This is a genomic window from Cellvibrio sp. OA-2007, assembly GCF_000953825.1.
Taxonomy (GTDB): domain Bacteria; phylum Pseudomonadota; class Gammaproteobacteria; order Pseudomonadales; family Cellvibrionaceae; genus Cellvibrio.
In genome coordinates, this window is the sequence record NZ_BBUL01000060.1 from 1 (window position 1) to 15454 (window position 15454).

The following is a 15454-nucleotide window of genomic DNA, read 5'->3' on the forward strand; positions in this document are numbered from 1 at the left end:
CTCGCATATTATTCACTTCCGATATTTATCGTCACTCCCGCTTGCGGGAGTCCAGCTTTTAGTAATTAAGCCTATGGATCCCCGCTACGCGAGGATGACGACTCCCCAGATTAAAAATACATCTTTGCTATGCGATATTGATCTCAAGAAAACATCTCTACTATTTCGGCGTCAACGCCTCAATCGCCGCAGATACATACACCAAAGGCGCGTTCCAGTTAATAGCGATTTCATTGCTCGCATAGCTACACCAATCGTCCAAATAGGATTTAGCGGCGATATTGGAAGGATAAGGCACATTACAACCGGATTTATCCTGCTGCCCCGGCTGTGGACCACCGGCGATAAAACCGGGAATAGGTTGCGCGATGCCATCGGCTTCCGACGGTCGGTGATGTGGATGCATTGTTGCTTTATCACCATAGCCGGTGACAAATGACATATCCGTCGCGTTGCGGCCGAGTACGTAATCCAGCATCGCTTGCGCGGCATCCAGATAGTCGCGCTTGCCGTTTAAACGATAGCCTTGCACCAACATCATTGCCTGCCCCAGCGCCACCGAGTTGCTGCCCCACACAAAATCATTTTTCTGCATAGTGACGCGATAAGCCGAAGCCGCCCAAACCGATTGCAAACTCGCCGCGAGGCTATCGATACGGTTGGCAATTAATTGTTTATCGGCGATTGCAGTTAAATTCTCGCGGTGATGCGCCAGTGAAATCCAACCCAAGCCGCGCACGTCCCCCCACGAAGGAACTGTGGCAAAGGTTTCCGTTGGTTTCATCGCGGTGTAATAAGCGTCTTTTTTACTAGTGATGTACAACTCAGCTGCGGCCCAAGCAAATTCGTCGCTGAGATTACCATCGCCGTATTCGCCAGTTTTTATATCGCTCGGTTGTTGATAAGTAATTGCAGGATTGGCAACTGCCCAACTCCACGCGGATTCTGCCGCAACCAACATCTTGGCGGACATACCGGGCAACTGGGTTTCATATTGCGCAACAACACGGCTGGCCGTTGCCATAACGGCGGCAAAATCCAGCGCCGCTGCCGTGGTTTTTTGCACTACATAACGCTCGCTGGTTGCTTGGTGCGGCATCACTAAACCATCAAAATTTTTATTGGTGAGTTTGTGATAAACGCCGCCATCATTTGGGTCTTGCATGGTCAACATCCACTCCAGATTCCACAGTGCTTCGTTAAGCAAATCGGGAATGGCGTCGCCACTTTCGGGGATGTTCAAATTTTGATTATCAAACACTGCGGGAAAATGTTCGTACGCCGCAAGCAGTGAATAGGTCGCAATGCCCGAGTTCACTATGTACTTATTGTAATCGCCCGCGTCGTACCAACCCTTGGGGCTGGAAATTACTGTGCCTGCCGGGCGCGCGGCAGTTGCTGCGGATGCATGCACTACTACATTGGTGTCAGGATGCCCGAGCGGACGCGCAAAAATCCCCGCGTGCGCAGTTAACAATTCAGCGCTATTGCGATTGAAATAAAAGGCTTTGATGCTCGCGGCGGTTAAAGCACTGTAAACATCTGCAGCAATCGTAAAGGCATAGGAATCCTTCACGCCGTCAACCCGCAAGAGATAATCTCCCGGTGTTTTTAGGCCGGAAAAATCGGCCAACTTGACGCTCTCTTCTGACGCGCTCCAGGTAGCGGCTGCACTTAAATTACCGCTAAACACTTCTGCACTGGTGGTTGTACTGATTACTTTAAAACTGGTCGCACTGCCTGCAGGCACCACCGCCCATTTGGCCGACTCGGGCAAGAATCCGAGCTGATTGAGCTTAATGCTCCCAGCAATGACCGCGGTGGAACTAACAGCGGCACTGCTGCTAGCAACTGTCGCGGTGGATGAAGATGAAGTCGCCTTAATTGAACTGGCACCCGTGCCGCCACCGCCTCCACTACTGCTGCCACAACCAAGCATTAAACTGGATGCGCCAACAAGTGCCAGCGCCGACACCAAACGAGTCGGTATAAATAAAGCCATTGGGATTCTCCATTGCAAATCAGGCTCGTTCGAACCTGTTGTCGTTGTGATGAACGTAATCTGATTATCGTTATATTGTTAAGCTGAGTACGCGGAACAAGATTAGTGTATTACTCACTTGTCTACGTCCCGCTTTATGTGAAAACCTAAAGTGGTGATCAGCTTTAGCGGAGTTTGGAGGCGAAGCAGAGGGAGATCAAATCGCTAATACTTTCTTTACAAAAGGAATGGTAAGTTTACGTTGCTCGGCAAGCGAGGCGTGATCAAGCCGCGCTAGCTGCCAAAAGAGCTCATTAGTGTCGCGCGGCAGGCGTTGAATAATGTATTGCGCCACATCCTCACTCAATTCCAACCCGCGCGCACGAGCGCGCATCTGCAGCGCTTGCTGTTTATCGTCATCACTCAAGCTGTGCACCTGATAAGTCAGCCCCCACTGCAAGCGGGAGCGCAAATCTTCCAAACTTAACGCCAGCTCGCGTGGGCTGTGCTCAGCGGCAACCAACAAGCGTTTACCTTGGTCGCGCAGTTGGTTGTAAAGATTAAAAATCGCCAACTCCCAATCGGGGCGGCCAGCAACGGTAGGCAGGCAATCGAGACAGACTAGATCAACCATTTCCAAACCGGTAAATAATTCGTCCGGCGCATAACCGACCAAATCGCGCAATGGCAAATACTGTACCGACATACCCATACTTTGCGCTTGATGACAGGCAGCTTGTAACAGGTGCGTCAAACCGCAACCAGGAGCACCCCATAAATAGACAAAGGCTTCACCGCTATCATCCAACTGATCGCGCAAGCCTTTCACCACCATCGCGTTGTGCGTATGGGCGGGAGCATAGAAATTATCAAACGTGGCGTCATCATTCAGGTTGACACTCAAGGACAATTGCTGGGGCAAGCTAACCATAACTACTTCTGCCACACATACATCAAAGGGTTTTCAACAGTGCCGCCATAAACAGGAGCTGTTTCCAGCGCCTGCGGCTCGGGAGTAATGCCGGGGATTTGCTCATTTGCCAGCGCTTGATCCAGCTCCGCCATGGCGTCGGCATCGATACCTTCTGCTGTTGCCGGATCGATAGACCCTAATTCCTGATCATCTGCTGGTGCTGCCACCATAGGTGTTTGCGCAAGTGGGTCAGTCAAAGATTCAGATTGCAGCGGCGCCAAACGGCGCCCCAGCGCCAGCGTACTCATCAATAAACGCGCATCGCCCTCGGTTGTTAAGCGCACGCGCAAACCTTCGGCATTAACCTGCATCACTTCCATTCGCTGCACCATCGCCAGCTCACTCAGATAAGCCTGCACCTGCTTGAACGCGCCAAAACTAGTGATATTGCCAACGTGCAACACAATCGTTTGTGGCCCTTGATTGGTGGGCATGATGGCGTATTGATGGGCAAAATAATCAGCAGCATGATCAATGGCGGCGACAAACAAGCCTTTGATTTCTGGTGTTTCATCGGCAAAAGATTGATCGCTAGCTTCATGCAACAACTGCCAATCACCCATCCAAGGGCCAGGAATTGGCTCGGCCACCACAAGGTTATCGCCCGCTTGGCTAGAGCTTGCCGTCACTGAAGAGGAGGAAGCACTACTCGATGTTGCATATGCTGCATCGATCAAATCGTCAATTTGCTCCTCCGGGATCACCGGCGCGGGGATCACTCCCATACTGGAAGGCGTGTAGCGCCCAACTAGGATTGCATCTGCTTTGTAGCGCAGCGATGCCGCTGCAATTTTTTCCCGATTCAATTCCCACAAGTCGTTGGCGCTGAGTGACAGAGTGTCCTCCAAATCCAACTTGGGGAATACCAGTGGCAAGCCGCGATACTCCGCTTGCATCTGCATCGCCTGTAAATCGGTGAGCTCAGGCACCAACCGCAAGCCGGTTGGGTCTTTGGCCACCAACCACACCAGCACCTTCGGGCGAATAGCAGGCCACAGCGGCAATTGCGATTCACGCAATAATTGCTCAATCGCCAAAGGTTCATAGTTCAATTGCAAACCAACAGCCGGGAAGGTTTTGCCATCGACAGTGATTTTTTCAGCAGAGGATTTGTAACTAAAACCAAACAGATAATTCTCTGCTTTTGGTAATGCAGCCTTGATAGCAGGATGCTCCAGCGCACTGGTCTGCCCGGAAACACGCACGATCAACTGGCCAAAGGTGGTACGGGCAGCGGCATTGCGCTCGCGCTCGGATTGAGATTTCACCAGTGTATCGGTGCGATAGATATCGACCTTTTGCCCCGCATTTGCACCGCAGGCAAGCGCGACACTCAAGCATACAGACAAGGATGAAACCAGCAGACGTAGATGCAGAAAACGCAACAGAAATACCTCTAAATACAGTCAGCAACAAGCAGTGAGGCGGCATTGTAACAGGCTTAAACAAGTGCGCGGCAGACCAAATTAGGGAAGCATTCAACAAAAACCCGTATTGCCAGCACCCCATTCTTCAGCAGAAACAGAATTACTTGCACAGGCACTGCGCTTTGAACCTGCAAGCGGCCATATAAGCTGTTAGAATGGCGGCCTTTTTTTCAACCAGTCCAACTGCCAGAGCTGTGAGCCCTTTCCTATGAGCCAAAACCAAACCCCTACCCCATCCCTTAGCTACAAAGATGCAGGCGTTGATATTGAAGCTGGCGATGCGCTGGTCGAGCGTATTAAGAGCGTCGCTAAACGCACCCGTCGCCCCGAGGTAATGGCCGGCTTGGGTGGCTTTGCCGCTCTGTGTGAGATTCCTGCTGGCTATCGCCAACCGGTACTGGTATCCGGCACCGATGGTGTGGGCACCAAACTGCGCTTGGCGATGAACCTGCAAAAGCACGACACCATCGGTATCGATCTGGTTGCCATGTGCGTTAACGATTTGGTTGTTACTGGCGCCGAGCCACTGTTTTTCCTCGACTACTACGCCACCGGCAAACTGAATGTAGATGTTGCTGCTGCAGTGGTATCCGGTATCGGCGACGGCTGCGAACTGGCAGGCTGTTCATTGGTCGGCGGCGAAACCGCTGAAATGCCCGGCATGTATGAAGGCGAAGATTACGACTTGGCGGGCTTCTGCACCGGCGTGGTCGAAAAATCTGAAATTATCGATGGCAGCAAAGTGAAAGAAGGCGACACCTTAATCGCCCTCACCTCTAGCGGCCCTCACTCCAACGGCTACTCATTGATCCGCAAAATCATCGAAGTCACCAATGCCGATTTGACCCAAGACTGCGGTGGCAGAACTTTGGCAGACGCACTGATGGAGCCAACCCGCATTTACGTGAAATCAGTCCTTAAGCTGATCAAAGAATCCAGCGTAAACGCTATGGCACACATCACCGGCGGCGGCCTGACTGAAAACATTCCTCGTGTATTGCCCGAAGGCTGCAAAGCGGTTATCGATACCAAGAGCTGGACCTTCCCACCCGTATTCCAATGGCTGCAAAAAGGCGGCAATGTGGATGTGCGCGAAATGTACCGCACCTTTAACTGCGGTGTGGGCATGGTGATCGCGATTCCAGCGAGCGAAACCGATAACGCGCTGAGCATTCTGCGCGCAGCGGGCGAAACTGCGTTTGTGATCGGCTCTATCGCTAAATCAACTGGTGACGAACACCAGGTTGAGCTGCAAGGCCTCTAACCGCATGTCCGACTCCAACGTAAAAACCTTGAAGGTTGTTGTACTTATCTCCGGTAGTGGCAGCAACCTGCAAGCGCTGATCGATGGTGTAGCGGCAGGTGAGCTGCCCATCGAGATTGCCGCGGTAATCAGTAATCGCCCCGATGTAATGGGCTTAACACGCGCAGCAACCGCAGGCATACCCACCGCGGTACTTGACCACAAAAGCTTTGCCAGCCGCGAAGCCTTTGATCAGGAATTGATGCGCACCATTGATGCCTATACCCCGGGCTTGGTGGTACTGGCTGGATTTATGCGCATTCTCACCCCTGAATTCACCCAGCACTACTTAGGGCGAATGCTCAACATACATCCGTCGCTACTGCCTAAGTTTCAGGGGCTGCACACCCATCAGCGCGCACTTGATGCAGGTGAACAAGAGCATGGGGTTACTGTACATTTTGTCACTGCCGAGCTGGATGGTGGCCCTGCCGCCATTCAGGCCGTGGTACCCGTACTGGCAAATGATGATGCCAATTTACTCGCTAAACGGGTACAACGTCAGGAGCATGTAATCTATCCACTCGCCGTAAAATGGTTTGCCCTAGGCGATTTGGTGATGACAGATGAAGGCAAAGCTGTGTTAAAAGGTGAAACTTTACCCGCGTGCGGCTATCAAATTAAGGCCAATGAGCCATAAAAGGAACTCCTATGCAATGCCTTCGCGCTATAGCGCTATGTGTCGCCACACTTGTATCACACTTTGTCACGGCAGCAGATGCACCAACAACCTTCGACAACCAATACAAAGCAAAACTCTACGGTTTTAATATCACCGTCACCAACCGTCTGAGCAAAACAGCCGACAATCAATACGATCTGTTATTTAAAGCTGAGTCCATGCTCGGCAGCATTACCGAGCAAAGCAAGTTGCAGTGGAACCCGGTACAGCAAACCGTCAGTCCACTACATTACAGCTATGCTCGTAGAGGCGTAGGCAAAGATCGCACCGCAGAATTATCGTTTGACTGGAAAAAGAAAACTGTCACCAACAACGTACAAAAAACCAGTTGGCAGATGGATATAGCGCAGAAAGTGCAAGATAAGCTGAGCTACCAAATCCAAATGCAACAGGATTTACTCAACGGACAAAAAAGCTTTACTTACCAAATCGCCGATGGCGGTCGCCTGAAAGAATACAAATTCACCATTGTCGGTGAAGAGATGCTGGATACCCCCCTGGGCAAAGTGAACACCATTAAAGTAAAGCGCAGCCGCGATAACGACGAACGTGTCACTTACGCTTGGCTCGCCAAAGACTGGAGCTATCTGCTGGTTCGTTTACAGCAAGAAGAAAAAGGCGATGCTTACACCATTTATATCCACAAAGCATCGCGCAATGGCAAAGCCATCGAAAAATTTTAACGACTTACCAATATTGATTAACCCTATTCACTTAAACCTACTTACCTAAACCAAAAGGCTCTTTATGAATATCTCTGAAAATTGCGTTGCCAGCTTTCACTACACATTAACTGACGGCTCAGGCAAAGTGCTCGACTCTTCTGAAGGTCACGAGCCTCTATCTTACTTGCACGGTGCGGGCAACATTATCCCCGGCCTGGAAGATGCACTGGTAGGCAAAGTAGTTGGCGACAAACTGAATGTATCGGTTAATGCGGCGGAAGCGTACGGCCTGCGCGATGACAGTTTGGTGCAAGAGTTGCCATCTAACATGTTCACCGGCATCGACAATATTGAAGTTGGCATGGAATTCCACGCTGAAACCGAACAAGGCCTGCAAGTCGTTACCGTAACCAAAGTAGAAGGCGACCAAGTAACTATTGATGGCAACCACCCATTGGCCGGTGTTGATTTAACCTTTGACGTTGAAATCACCGAAGTGCGCGCTGCTACCGAAGAAGAATTGAACCACGGCCACGCCCACGGCGCTGGCGGTCATCATCACCATTAAGTGCTGCTGACTTAAATTAAAAAGGCTCCGCAATGGAGCCTTTTTTATGGAATTTTTTACTGCTGCGACACTTTATTTCAATTCTACTTTTTGCTCACCGCAGCGGCTGCATTTATAGATGGTCACCAACTTGCCCTGTTTTACATCAAATTGTTTTTCTTTCACCACTTCCCACTTGTGAAAACCACTGCGACACAGTGTTTTACCCTTGTGTTTATCAAATGGACTCGGCTTTTTAAATTGGATCACATCACCCATTATTTAACCTCTCTGACTATCCATTACTTAACCTCATCGATTAGCCAAATCCACTTACACATAAGTACCCGCCGCCACACCCGAGGCCCAGGCCCACTGAAAATTAAAACCACCTAAATGACCGGTGACATCAACTACCTCACCAATAAAAAACAAACCCGCCTGCGTTTTTGCCTCCATAGTTTTAGACGATAGCTGATTGGTATCAACGCCACCCAAGGTTACTTCAGCAGTGCGATAGCCTTCAGTACCCGCCGGCATAATCCGCCATTCATGAAAGTGTTCCGCAATCATCTGCACTTCTTTTGGTGTGTATTGATTAATTGGGCGATTGCCACTCCATTGCTCAGCCCAATGATCACAAAAACACTGCGCGATATTTTTGGTAAGCAACTCACCCATAATGGTAGTGAGCAATGTCTTCGGCCGCACCTGTTGTTGCTCGGTTAAAAAATCAACCAAATTTATCTGCGGCAATAAATTGATACTCAGCTCTTTTCCTGGCTGCCAATAAGACGAAATCTGCAGCATCGCGGGGCCACTGAGGCCGCGATGGGTAAACAACATAGCTTCCGCAAAACTCATCTGCCCATATGCAGTTTCACAACTTACGCTGACATCAAGTGCATTGCCAACACAGGGCGAAAATATCGCAAGTTGTGCAGGAGAAAGGGTGAACGGAACCAAACCTGCTGTACGCGCTTTTAGCGGCAAACCAAACTGCTCCGCCAGTTCGTAGCCAACACCCGTCGCGCCCATAGTCGGAATTGAAAGCCCACCGGTTGCCACCACCAGAGACTCACAATAAATTGTTCCCTGCGAGGCTTTCACCTTGTAGCGCATAGGCAAGTCACTCTCTGCCAATGCAATCACCTGTTCTATATCGCACAGCGTATAAATATCGGCGCCCGCTTGCGCGCACTCATCGAGCAACATAGACAAAATATCTTGCGCTTTGTTATCGCAAAATAATTGGCCGAGTTTTTTTTCGTGATAAGGGATTTGATGTTTTTGCACCAGCGCGATGAAATCCCACTGGGTATAACGCGCAAGCGCAGATTTGCAAAAGTGTGAATTATCGGAGAGATAGTTTTTGGGCAGCACATCCATATTGGTGAAATTACAGCGCCCGCCACCCGACATAAGAATTTTTTTACCAACCTTATTGGCGTGATCGATCACCACCACTGCACGGCCACGCTGACCAGCAGCTGCTGCGCACATAAGCCCTGCTGCACCAGCACCAATAATTAACACCTGGGTTTGCGAGGGTAATGCCATACCATGCACCATAAAAATTGGTGCATGGCACCTGCAAAAAATTATTTACGCTGAATGACTTGCACAAAAACCACGGCGCAAGCTTAAGTGCGCGGCAGGGTTACGCCACGCTGACCTTGATACTTACCGCCACGATCCTTATAAGAGGTTTCACACACCTCATCGGTTTCAAAAAACAACATTTGCGCAACACCTTCGTTGGCATAAATTTTTGCAGGCAAAGGCGTGGTATTGGAAAACTCCAGGGTCACATGCCCTTCCCACTCAGGCTCCAGCGGCGTTACGTTAACGATGATGCCGCAGCGGGCATAGGTGGACTTACCCAGGCACACAGTAAGAATGCTGCGCGGAATACGAAAGTATTCAACCGTGCGCGCCAGTGCAAAGGAGTTGGGCGGGATAATGCACACATCACTTTTGATATCAACAAAACTTTTTTCATCAAAGTTTTTCGGATCAACCACAGTGGAGTGGACATTGGTAAAAATTTTAAACTCATCGGCGCAGCGAACATCGTAACCATAGCTGGATGTACCGTAAGACACTATGCGCTGACCGGCAGCATCGTAACGAATCTGACCCGGCTCAAAGGGTTCGATCATACCGTGCTCTTCGGCCATACGGCGCATCCACTTATCGGATTTGATGCTCATAATTGCTCCACTTTCAAATAGTTAAACGGCGCGCATCATAGCCTTTTTCCGCGCAGAAAAACACCGACCGCCAGTTAGAGATCAGTGTTCATCAGGCACATCGACCAGCGTAAACGCCATGGAAGAAGGCCTTTTCATCACAGGGGATTCAGTCACCGCCAGCTGATTGATAATTGCACAATCACTGGTATCGTCGCCCGCACACTCATTCGCCATAGTTATCAATGTCTCACGCATCGCATTCAGGGCAATTAATTGCTGATCGACTTGGATAATTTTTTCATTCACCAGCGCCTTTACCTCGGCGCAGCGCCGCTGCGGATTACTATAGAGCGCCAATAATTCACGGCACTCATCCAAACTAAACCCTACCGCCCGTGCACGCTGTAAAAAGCGCAATTGCGCTATATCAGCCAAGGAGTACACCCGGTAATCATTACCCTCTTGCCGCATTGGCACTACCAAACCAATTTCCTCGTAGTAGCGAATGGTTTTATTCGGCAAGCCACACGCTTGCGCCGCCTGACTGATATTCATTTCTTCTCCTTGTATATCACTCTAATTAAGTACGCCACTTTAAACATGACAGTAACTGTAATGTCAATTAAAAATAGTCACTCAGAAATTGATAAAAAAACAAATTTGAACGCCAATTTTGTTCAAAAACAGTTTAGAATAGGTGATGTAACACACAATTATTAATAAATTATTCTATATAAATCATTGAGTTATAAATGATTCTTGACAATATTATTTAATAAACCAAAATAACTGAACAATGTTTACCCTGATTCACCCAAAAGCTTCACCAATTAAAGGACGATTTATGGAATATCTCGACATCAATCACCCCGAATGGCAAAAAATGTGGGATGAATTGGCTGGTTATCGCTTAAACGACGGTGACTCACTTTGTGTCCATGAGGGGCACTGCTGGGAATATATGGGATCAACGCTAGACCATCATCACTTGCGCCACACTTGTCACCCCTTAACTAACAAAGTGGAATATATCTATATTGAGCGCACAGGTGCGGCACTACGCTGGGCGTAAACGTCAATATCAAACATAAAAACGACACCCAATCATTATCAGTTTGCGCCATCGACAATAATTTTATACAACCGTCACACTCCCTCACTAAGCTACTTTCAGCTTTGATAATTCCTACCACTTTTGCGCTAAAAGTATGCTAATGTGCTGCGTTTTTACGACAGTGCCTTACTCACCATTCGTAACAATAACAACTCAATAGAATAACAATGAAACGCTTCGTCCTGTTTGTAGGTATTGGTGGTATATCCACCTTGATTCAGTTTTTATTGCTGATCCTGTTTATCGAAAGTCACTTGCTGCCAGAGGTCGTTGCCTCTGCCACCGGATATGTGCTCTCGTCATTCTTTAACTACTGGGCGAACTACCACTATACGTTCAAGAGCTCTAACAGCCATAAGCAGACGTTTCCAAAATATGCGTTTGCGGTTGCTATAGGCTTATCAACAAACACCGTGTTGTTTGCCGCTTTTTTATGGTTATTCGATAACTATCTCGCCCTGCCATGGGTCGAGCATTATTTGGTTGCCCAATTTCTGGCTACGGGAATCACCGTGGTATTGAATTTTGCGGTACATAAATTCTGGATCTACAGGAATCACTAACATGACAACATCCATCCCATCACTTGCGGTTGTTATTCCCTGCTACAACGAAGAAGAGATGCTGCCAAAAACACTAGCAACCATGCTGAACCTGCGCGATGCCATGATCGCCAAAGGCAAAATCAATCAAGACTCAAAAATATACCTGGTTGATGATGGCAGCAAAGATAAAACCTGGAAAATTCTCGCCGAAGAAGCGGCAAATAATTCGGCACTTGTTGCGATAAAACTGTCGCGCAACAAAGGCCACCAAAATGCACTGTATGCGGGTCTGTGCACCACCACTGAAGACATTACCGTCAGCATCGATGCCGACTTGCAAGATGACCCACAAAATATTGAAGCCATGGTGGATGAATACTTAAAAGGCAACGATGTAGTTTACGGTGTACGCTCAGCGCGTCACACCGATACGTTTTTTAAACGCTTTACGGCCGAAGGTTATTACCATCTCATGAAAAAGATGGGTGTTGATCTGGTGTTTAATCACGCCGATTTCCGCTTGCTCTCGCGCCGCGCACTGGAATCCTTAAAAGAGTACGATGAATCCAATTTGTTTTTACGCGGCATAGTGCGCGAAGTTGGCTATCCATCGTCTGTTGTCGAGTACGAACGTCAAGCGCGTGAAGCGGGTGAAAGTAAGTATCCGCTGAAGAAAATGTTGTCGTTTGCCTGGAAAGGCATTACCGCATTTTCTACCGCCCCCCTGCGAATGATTACTGTGTTAGGCCTGCTCTCTGGTTTTGCATCCTTTAGTTTAATTGCTTGGGTTTTGGTCGTACGCTTATTTACCGATAATGCAGCGCCCGGCTGGGCATCGGTACTTTTGCCTTTGCTCTTTATCGGCAGCGTGCAATTACTCTGCTTGGGAATTATCGGCGAGTATTTGTCAAAAATTTATGAAGAAGTAAAAAGAAGACCGAAATTTCATATCAGCGAAACAGTAAGCAAAAAGGATTAAACTTTCATTAATACAGGTAAAATAAAATTAATAACATGAGCACCTTAGACGCTAACAACCTGAGCGATTCAACTGAACCCACGCCAGTGGAACAATCTGAAGTTGTCACTCAGGCGCCTCCGGCAATCGCGCCACTAGAAGATCTTGCACCGCTTGCAAGTAGCAAATTCTCACCGGATCTCGCACGCTTACTGCAGTGCTATCTTGTGTTGGTAGTCGTCGCCAATTTCAGCCTGCTGTTTCTAAAAGGTTACAGCCAGGACCTTGGATACTGGCAAGACTGGGTGCGTCAGTTATCCACTAACGGCTACGACGGCTTTAACGGCAACTATCCACCGCTTTATATACACTGGCTTTATTTAGTTGGGAAGTTTTATACGCTGAGTGGAATACCACTTGAACATAACGACTTTTTAAAATTCCTTACCCAATTACCGGTCACGATTTTTCATTGTTTACTAAGCATCCTAGTATTTAGCCAATTAAAACGCTTTGACGCGTCGCGATCCTTTTTGCATACGATGATGTTATTAACTGTATTAAATCCGGCAATTTTGATTAACGGTCCGATTTGGGGACAAGTAGATCTAATCCCAGCAGTGATGGTCTTTGCTGCACTGCTACTCGCTGTCAATCAACACTTGAGTTATTTATCCATCCCCGTATTTGTCTTGGCACTACTGACCAAATTCCAAATGATTGCATTTGCACCCGTATTCGGATTTTTATTTTTTCGTCATACCAGCAAACACCTAGCCGGAATAATAATTGCGATTGCAATAGGTGCACTGGTATTTTTACCATCTATTCTCGCCGGGCATTTTTTACAAGCATTCAAACAAGCCTACATAGACACACTTGGTCAGTACCCTATGACCACATTCAATGCTGCCAACATCTGGATTTTGCTCACCGGCAACACAACGCCAGATAACATCATTCTATTTGGTATCGCAGCAGACTCGGCACTCGCCAAGGTATTTACTGCTAAATATTTTGGAATGTTACTGTTTTCACTCACCGCACTCTGCGTATTTCTACAGGGTATTCACTATCTGCTGAAAAATACTGCACAAGAAAACACCGAGCAACCAAAAGACCAAAACCTGCTAGCACACGCATTATTTGCCGCAATGATCTGCGCAGTGGCCTTTTTTACTTTGCTTCCAGCCATGCATGAGCGCTACATGTTCCCCGCTGTGGTGATGGCATTGACCTATACCGCTATTGCACAACAAAAATTAATTTACCCCATTATGATTAGCCTGCTATGCGGACTAAACATGCTAATCATTCTAGAGATAAACGGTTCCGATATTTGGCATGGCTTATCATGGCTAGTTGTCGCTGTATTGATATTAGGATTGCTAGAATTAGTTGTCGGCAACCGACTGTTTGCAGGCCTGACCTCAATTGCCCAAAAGGCCACCAAGACTCCCTTGTTAGCGCTCTGGATTTTTATCATTGCGACAAGCGGTATGACAGCCTACTTTACTGAGCGCTACCAAATACATCAGCTCTCACTTAACCCCAATCAAAAATTCCTGACTGACCTGACACTTGTTTATGCCAAACAAGACCACGGCACTATGGCACTGCATCGCAGCTATGACGGCAATCATCTGTCACTCGCCAACCGCCGTTATGCACAAGGCATAGGCACTCACGCCAGCTCGGACATTCAATACCAGTTGCCAGAAGGTGTTAGCGAATTTAGTTTCATGGTGGGTTTAGATGATGAAGTAGGCACAGCCGATGTGCAGTTTTCAGTTTGGGGGGATGACAAATTGTTATGGCAATCAGAACCCTACTTTGGGCACGAACGTGATTTATCCACACACACCATTGATGTACGCGGCGTACAAAAACTGAATTTAAAAATTGCCCCACTGAAAGATGACAAATGGGATCATGCTGACTGGGTGAATACTGTTATCACCTTTGCCACTGACATCACAACTCAAGGTGGCGCCATACCGGTAGATACAGCAACCCCAACTGAATGATTTTTTGAATTAAGGCTTAACAAATGCGCGAACGAATTTTAATAATTATCCCGGCGTATAATGAAGAAAAAAATATCGCCAAGGTGATCAAATCATTAAACGCTTGCAACTCCGCTTATGAATGTTTGGTTGTTAATGACGGTTCAAAAGACAACACTCAACACGAAGCGGAGGCCAACGGCATGGCAACCGTTATTCAACTGCCATCCAACTTAGGTATTGGTGGTGCAGTGCAAACAGGCTTTAAATATGCTTTTTATAATGATTTTGACTATGCAATTCAATTTGACGGCGACGGCCAACACCTTGCCAGCGAAATACCGAAAATTCTATCACCATTGCAAACTAATGATTCCGACGTCTGTATAGGCTCCCGCTTTGTAGAAAAGACCATGGGCTTCCAATCTACTTTTATGCGCAGAATTGGCATCCGTATATTTGAATGGATGAGCCGCGCACTAATTGGTAAAAAAATTACCGACAGCACCTCCGGCTTCAGAGCTTATAACAAACAAACAATTGCTTTTTTAGCGGCGAATTACCCAACCGATTACCCTGAACCAGAAACTGTTATTCTGTTAGGGAAAAATGACTTCCGCATTCGCGAAGTATCCGTTGAAATGATCGAGCGCCAGGGTGGTGAATCATCAATTTCGGGATTAAAGTCAGCGCACTATATGATCAAAGTAATTCTCGCCATGCTAATGACTGCCCAACGGCAAAAGATTCGCAGGATTTAATCATGCTAAACGACACCATAAATTTTTTAATCGCTAACCGTATTCAAGTCTTCTCTGTAATCGGTAGCTTGTTGTTATTTTTATTTATCCTGAAACTGGTAAAACGTAAAAAACTGAAAGAAGAGTACTCCTTACTTTGGTTAGGTTTTGGGTTTATTTTTATCGCGCTCTCCATTTTTAAACCCTTATTGGAAATAGTCGCCACCACACTGGGGATTTTGTATGCGCCTGCGGCATTGTTATTAATTCTGGTGCTTTCGGTGTTCTGATCCCCTCCGCCAACTTCGGACAGTTCAC

Annotated in this window: 17 protein-coding genes; 10 read left to right on the forward strand and 7 right to left on the reverse strand. The window is 47.7% G+C overall.

Annotated elements, in window-relative coordinates; translation table 11 throughout:
* Nucleotides 1-160 precede the first annotated feature (160 nt).
* The 3 genes from AWU77_RS02585 to AWU77_RS02595 form a co-directional block, all read right to left on the reverse strand.
* Nucleotides 161-2002, reverse strand: coding sequence for a glycoside hydrolase family 9 protein (locus AWU77_RS02585; RefSeq protein WP_084617937.1), 1842 nt, complete (start codon nucleotides 2000-2002; stop codon nucleotides 161-163).
* A 196-nt stretch (nucleotides 2003-2198) separates the two neighbouring features.
* Entirely contained in the window at nucleotides 2199-2912 is a 714-nt protein-coding gene (gene hda, locus AWU77_RS02590) for a DnaA regulatory inactivator Hda (RefSeq protein WP_062058826.1), read from the reverse strand.
* A gap of 2 nt (nucleotides 2913-2914) precedes the next feature.
* Nucleotides 2915-4339: a DUF2066 domain-containing protein gene (locus AWU77_RS02595; protein WP_193747483.1), complete on the reverse strand. Its 1425-nt coding sequence runs from the start codon at nucleotides 4337-4339 to the stop codon at nucleotides 2915-2917.
* Nucleotides 4340-4589: 250 nt separating this feature from the next.
* Between AWU77_RS02595 and purM the strand changes: the two genes are divergently transcribed.
* The 4 genes from purM (at nucleotide 4590) to AWU77_RS02615 (ending at nucleotide 7599) form a co-directional block, all read left to right on the forward strand.
* Nucleotides 4590-5645, forward strand: a complete 1056-nt coding sequence (gene purM, locus AWU77_RS02600; RefSeq protein ID WP_062058832.1) for a phosphoribosylformylglycinamidine cyclo-ligase — start codon at nucleotides 4590-4592, stop codon at nucleotides 5643-5645.
* A 4-nt stretch (nucleotides 5646-5649) separates the two neighbouring features.
* A complete protein-coding gene (purN, locus tag AWU77_RS02605; protein ID WP_062058835.1) occupies nucleotides 5650-6324 on the forward strand; it encodes a phosphoribosylglycinamide formyltransferase in 675 nt (224 codons plus the stop codon).
* An 11-nt stretch (nucleotides 6325-6335) separates the two neighbouring features.
* On the forward strand, nucleotides 6336-7049 hold the full coding sequence (locus AWU77_RS02610; protein WP_062058838.1) for a DUF3108 domain-containing protein: 714 nt from the start codon (nucleotides 6336-6338) through the stop codon (nucleotides 7047-7049).
* Nucleotides 7050-7113: 64 nt separating this feature from the next.
* Nucleotides 7114-7599 (forward strand): peptidylprolyl isomerase, encoded by a 486-nt coding sequence (locus AWU77_RS02615; RefSeq protein ID WP_062058841.1) that lies wholly within the window; start codon nucleotides 7114-7116, stop codon nucleotides 7597-7599.
* Nucleotides 7600-7671: 72 nt separating this feature from the next.
* Here AWU77_RS02615 and AWU77_RS02620 read toward each other — a convergent pair whose 3' ends face one another.
* The 4 genes from AWU77_RS02620 to cueR form a co-directional block, all read right to left on the reverse strand.
* On the reverse strand, nucleotides 7672-7857 hold the full coding sequence (locus AWU77_RS02620) for a hypothetical protein (protein ID WP_062058844.1): 186 nt from the start codon (nucleotides 7855-7857) through the stop codon (nucleotides 7672-7674).
* A 54-nt stretch (nucleotides 7858-7911) separates the two neighbouring features.
* A complete protein-coding gene (locus AWU77_RS02625; RefSeq protein ID WP_084617941.1) occupies nucleotides 7912-9138 on the reverse strand; it encodes an NAD(P)/FAD-dependent oxidoreductase in 1227 nt (408 codons plus the stop codon).
* An 83-nt stretch (nucleotides 9139-9221) separates the two neighbouring features.
* A complete protein-coding gene (gene dcd / locus AWU77_RS02630) occupies nucleotides 9222-9791 on the reverse strand; it encodes a dCTP deaminase (RefSeq protein WP_062058851.1) in 570 nt (189 codons plus the stop codon).
* Nucleotides 9792-9872: 81 nt separating this feature from the next.
* A complete protein-coding gene (gene cueR / locus AWU77_RS02635; protein ID WP_084617943.1) occupies nucleotides 9873-10328 on the reverse strand; it encodes a Cu(I)-responsive transcriptional regulator in 456 nt (151 codons plus the stop codon).
* 289 nt (nucleotides 10329-10617) lie between these two features.
* Here cueR and AWU77_RS02640 point away from each other — a divergent pair, with 289 nt between their 5' ends.
* The 6 genes from AWU77_RS02640 to AWU77_RS02665 all read left to right on the forward strand — a co-directional run bounded on the left by AWU77_RS02640 (nucleotide 10618) and on the right by AWU77_RS02665 (nucleotide 15426).
* Entirely contained in the window at nucleotides 10618-10845 is a 228-nt protein-coding gene (locus tag AWU77_RS02640; RefSeq protein ID WP_062058854.1) for a hypothetical protein, read from the forward strand.
* Between the two features lie 209 nt (nucleotides 10846-11054).
* Nucleotides 11055-11450: a GtrA family protein gene (locus tag AWU77_RS02645; protein ID WP_062058857.1), complete on the forward strand. Its 396-nt coding sequence runs from the start codon at nucleotides 11055-11057 to the stop codon at nucleotides 11448-11450.
* Nucleotide 11451: 1 nt separating this feature from the next.
* On the forward strand, nucleotides 11452-12411 hold the full coding sequence (locus AWU77_RS02650) for a glycosyltransferase family 2 protein (RefSeq protein WP_062058860.1): 960 nt from the start codon (nucleotides 11452-11454) through the stop codon (nucleotides 12409-12411).
* 35 nt (nucleotides 12412-12446) lie between these two features.
* Nucleotides 12447-14417: an NPCBM/NEW2 domain-containing protein gene (locus tag AWU77_RS02655; RefSeq protein WP_062058863.1), complete on the forward strand. Its 1971-nt coding sequence runs from the start codon at nucleotides 12447-12449 to the stop codon at nucleotides 14415-14417.
* A gap of 23 nt (nucleotides 14418-14440) precedes the next feature.
* Complete coding sequence (locus AWU77_RS02660) at nucleotides 14441-15157, forward strand: glycosyltransferase family 2 protein (protein ID WP_062058866.1); 717 nt, start codon at nucleotides 14441-14443, stop codon at nucleotides 15155-15157.
* 2 nt (nucleotides 15158-15159) lie between these two features.
* Nucleotides 15160-15426 (forward strand): DUF2304 family protein, encoded by a 267-nt coding sequence (locus tag AWU77_RS02665; RefSeq protein WP_062058869.1) that lies wholly within the window; start codon nucleotides 15160-15162, stop codon nucleotides 15424-15426.
* Nucleotides 15427-15454 lie beyond the last annotated feature (28 nt).

Coding starts and splice junctions, on each gene's coding strand:
- AWU77_RS02625 (WP_084617941.1), bottom strand. CDS start 9,138: ATGGCATTACCCTCGCAAACCCAGGTGTTAATTATTGGTGCTGGTGCA.
- AWU77_RS02640 (WP_062058854.1), top strand. CDS start 10,618: ATGGAATATCTCGACATCAATCACCCCGAATGGCAAAAAATGTGGGAT.
- AWU77_RS02585 (WP_084617937.1), bottom strand. CDS start 2,002: ATGGCTTTATTTATACCGACTCGTTTGGTGTCGGCGCTGGCACTTGTT.
- AWU77_RS02650 (WP_062058860.1), top strand. CDS start 11,452: ATGACAACATCCATCCCATCACTTGCGGTTGTTATTCCCTGCTACAAC.
- AWU77_RS02620 (WP_062058844.1), bottom strand. CDS start 7,857: ATGGGTGATGTGATCCAATTTAAAAAGCCGAGTCCATTTGATAAACAC.
- cueR (WP_084617943.1), bottom strand. CDS start 10,328: ATGAATATCAGTCAGGCGGCGCAAGCGTGTGGCTTGCCGAATAAAACC.
- hda (WP_062058826.1), bottom strand. CDS start 2,912: ATGGTTAGCTTGCCCCAGCAATTGTCCTTGAGTGTCAACCTGAATGAT.
- AWU77_RS02645 (WP_062058857.1), top strand. CDS start 11,055: ATGAAACGCTTCGTCCTGTTTGTAGGTATTGGTGGTATATCCACCTTG.
- AWU77_RS02610 (WP_062058838.1), top strand. CDS start 6,336: ATGCAATGCCTTCGCGCTATAGCGCTATGTGTCGCCACACTTGTATCA.
- dcd (WP_062058851.1), bottom strand. CDS start 9,791: ATGAGCATCAAATCCGATAAGTGGATGCGCCGTATGGCCGAAGAGCAC.
- AWU77_RS02655 (WP_062058863.1), top strand. CDS start 12,447: ATGAGCACCTTAGACGCTAACAACCTGAGCGATTCAACTGAACCCACG.
- AWU77_RS02615 (WP_062058841.1), top strand. CDS start 7,114: ATGAATATCTCTGAAAATTGCGTTGCCAGCTTTCACTACACATTAACT.
- AWU77_RS02660 (WP_062058866.1), top strand. CDS start 14,441: ATGCGCGAACGAATTTTAATAATTATCCCGGCGTATAATGAAGAAAAA.
- AWU77_RS02665 (WP_062058869.1), top strand. CDS start 15,160: ATGCTAAACGACACCATAAATTTTTTAATCGCTAACCGTATTCAAGTC.
- purN (WP_062058835.1), top strand. CDS start 5,650: ATGTCCGACTCCAACGTAAAAACCTTGAAGGTTGTTGTACTTATCTCC.
- purM (WP_062058832.1), top strand. CDS start 4,590: ATGAGCCAAAACCAAACCCCTACCCCATCCCTTAGCTACAAAGATGCA.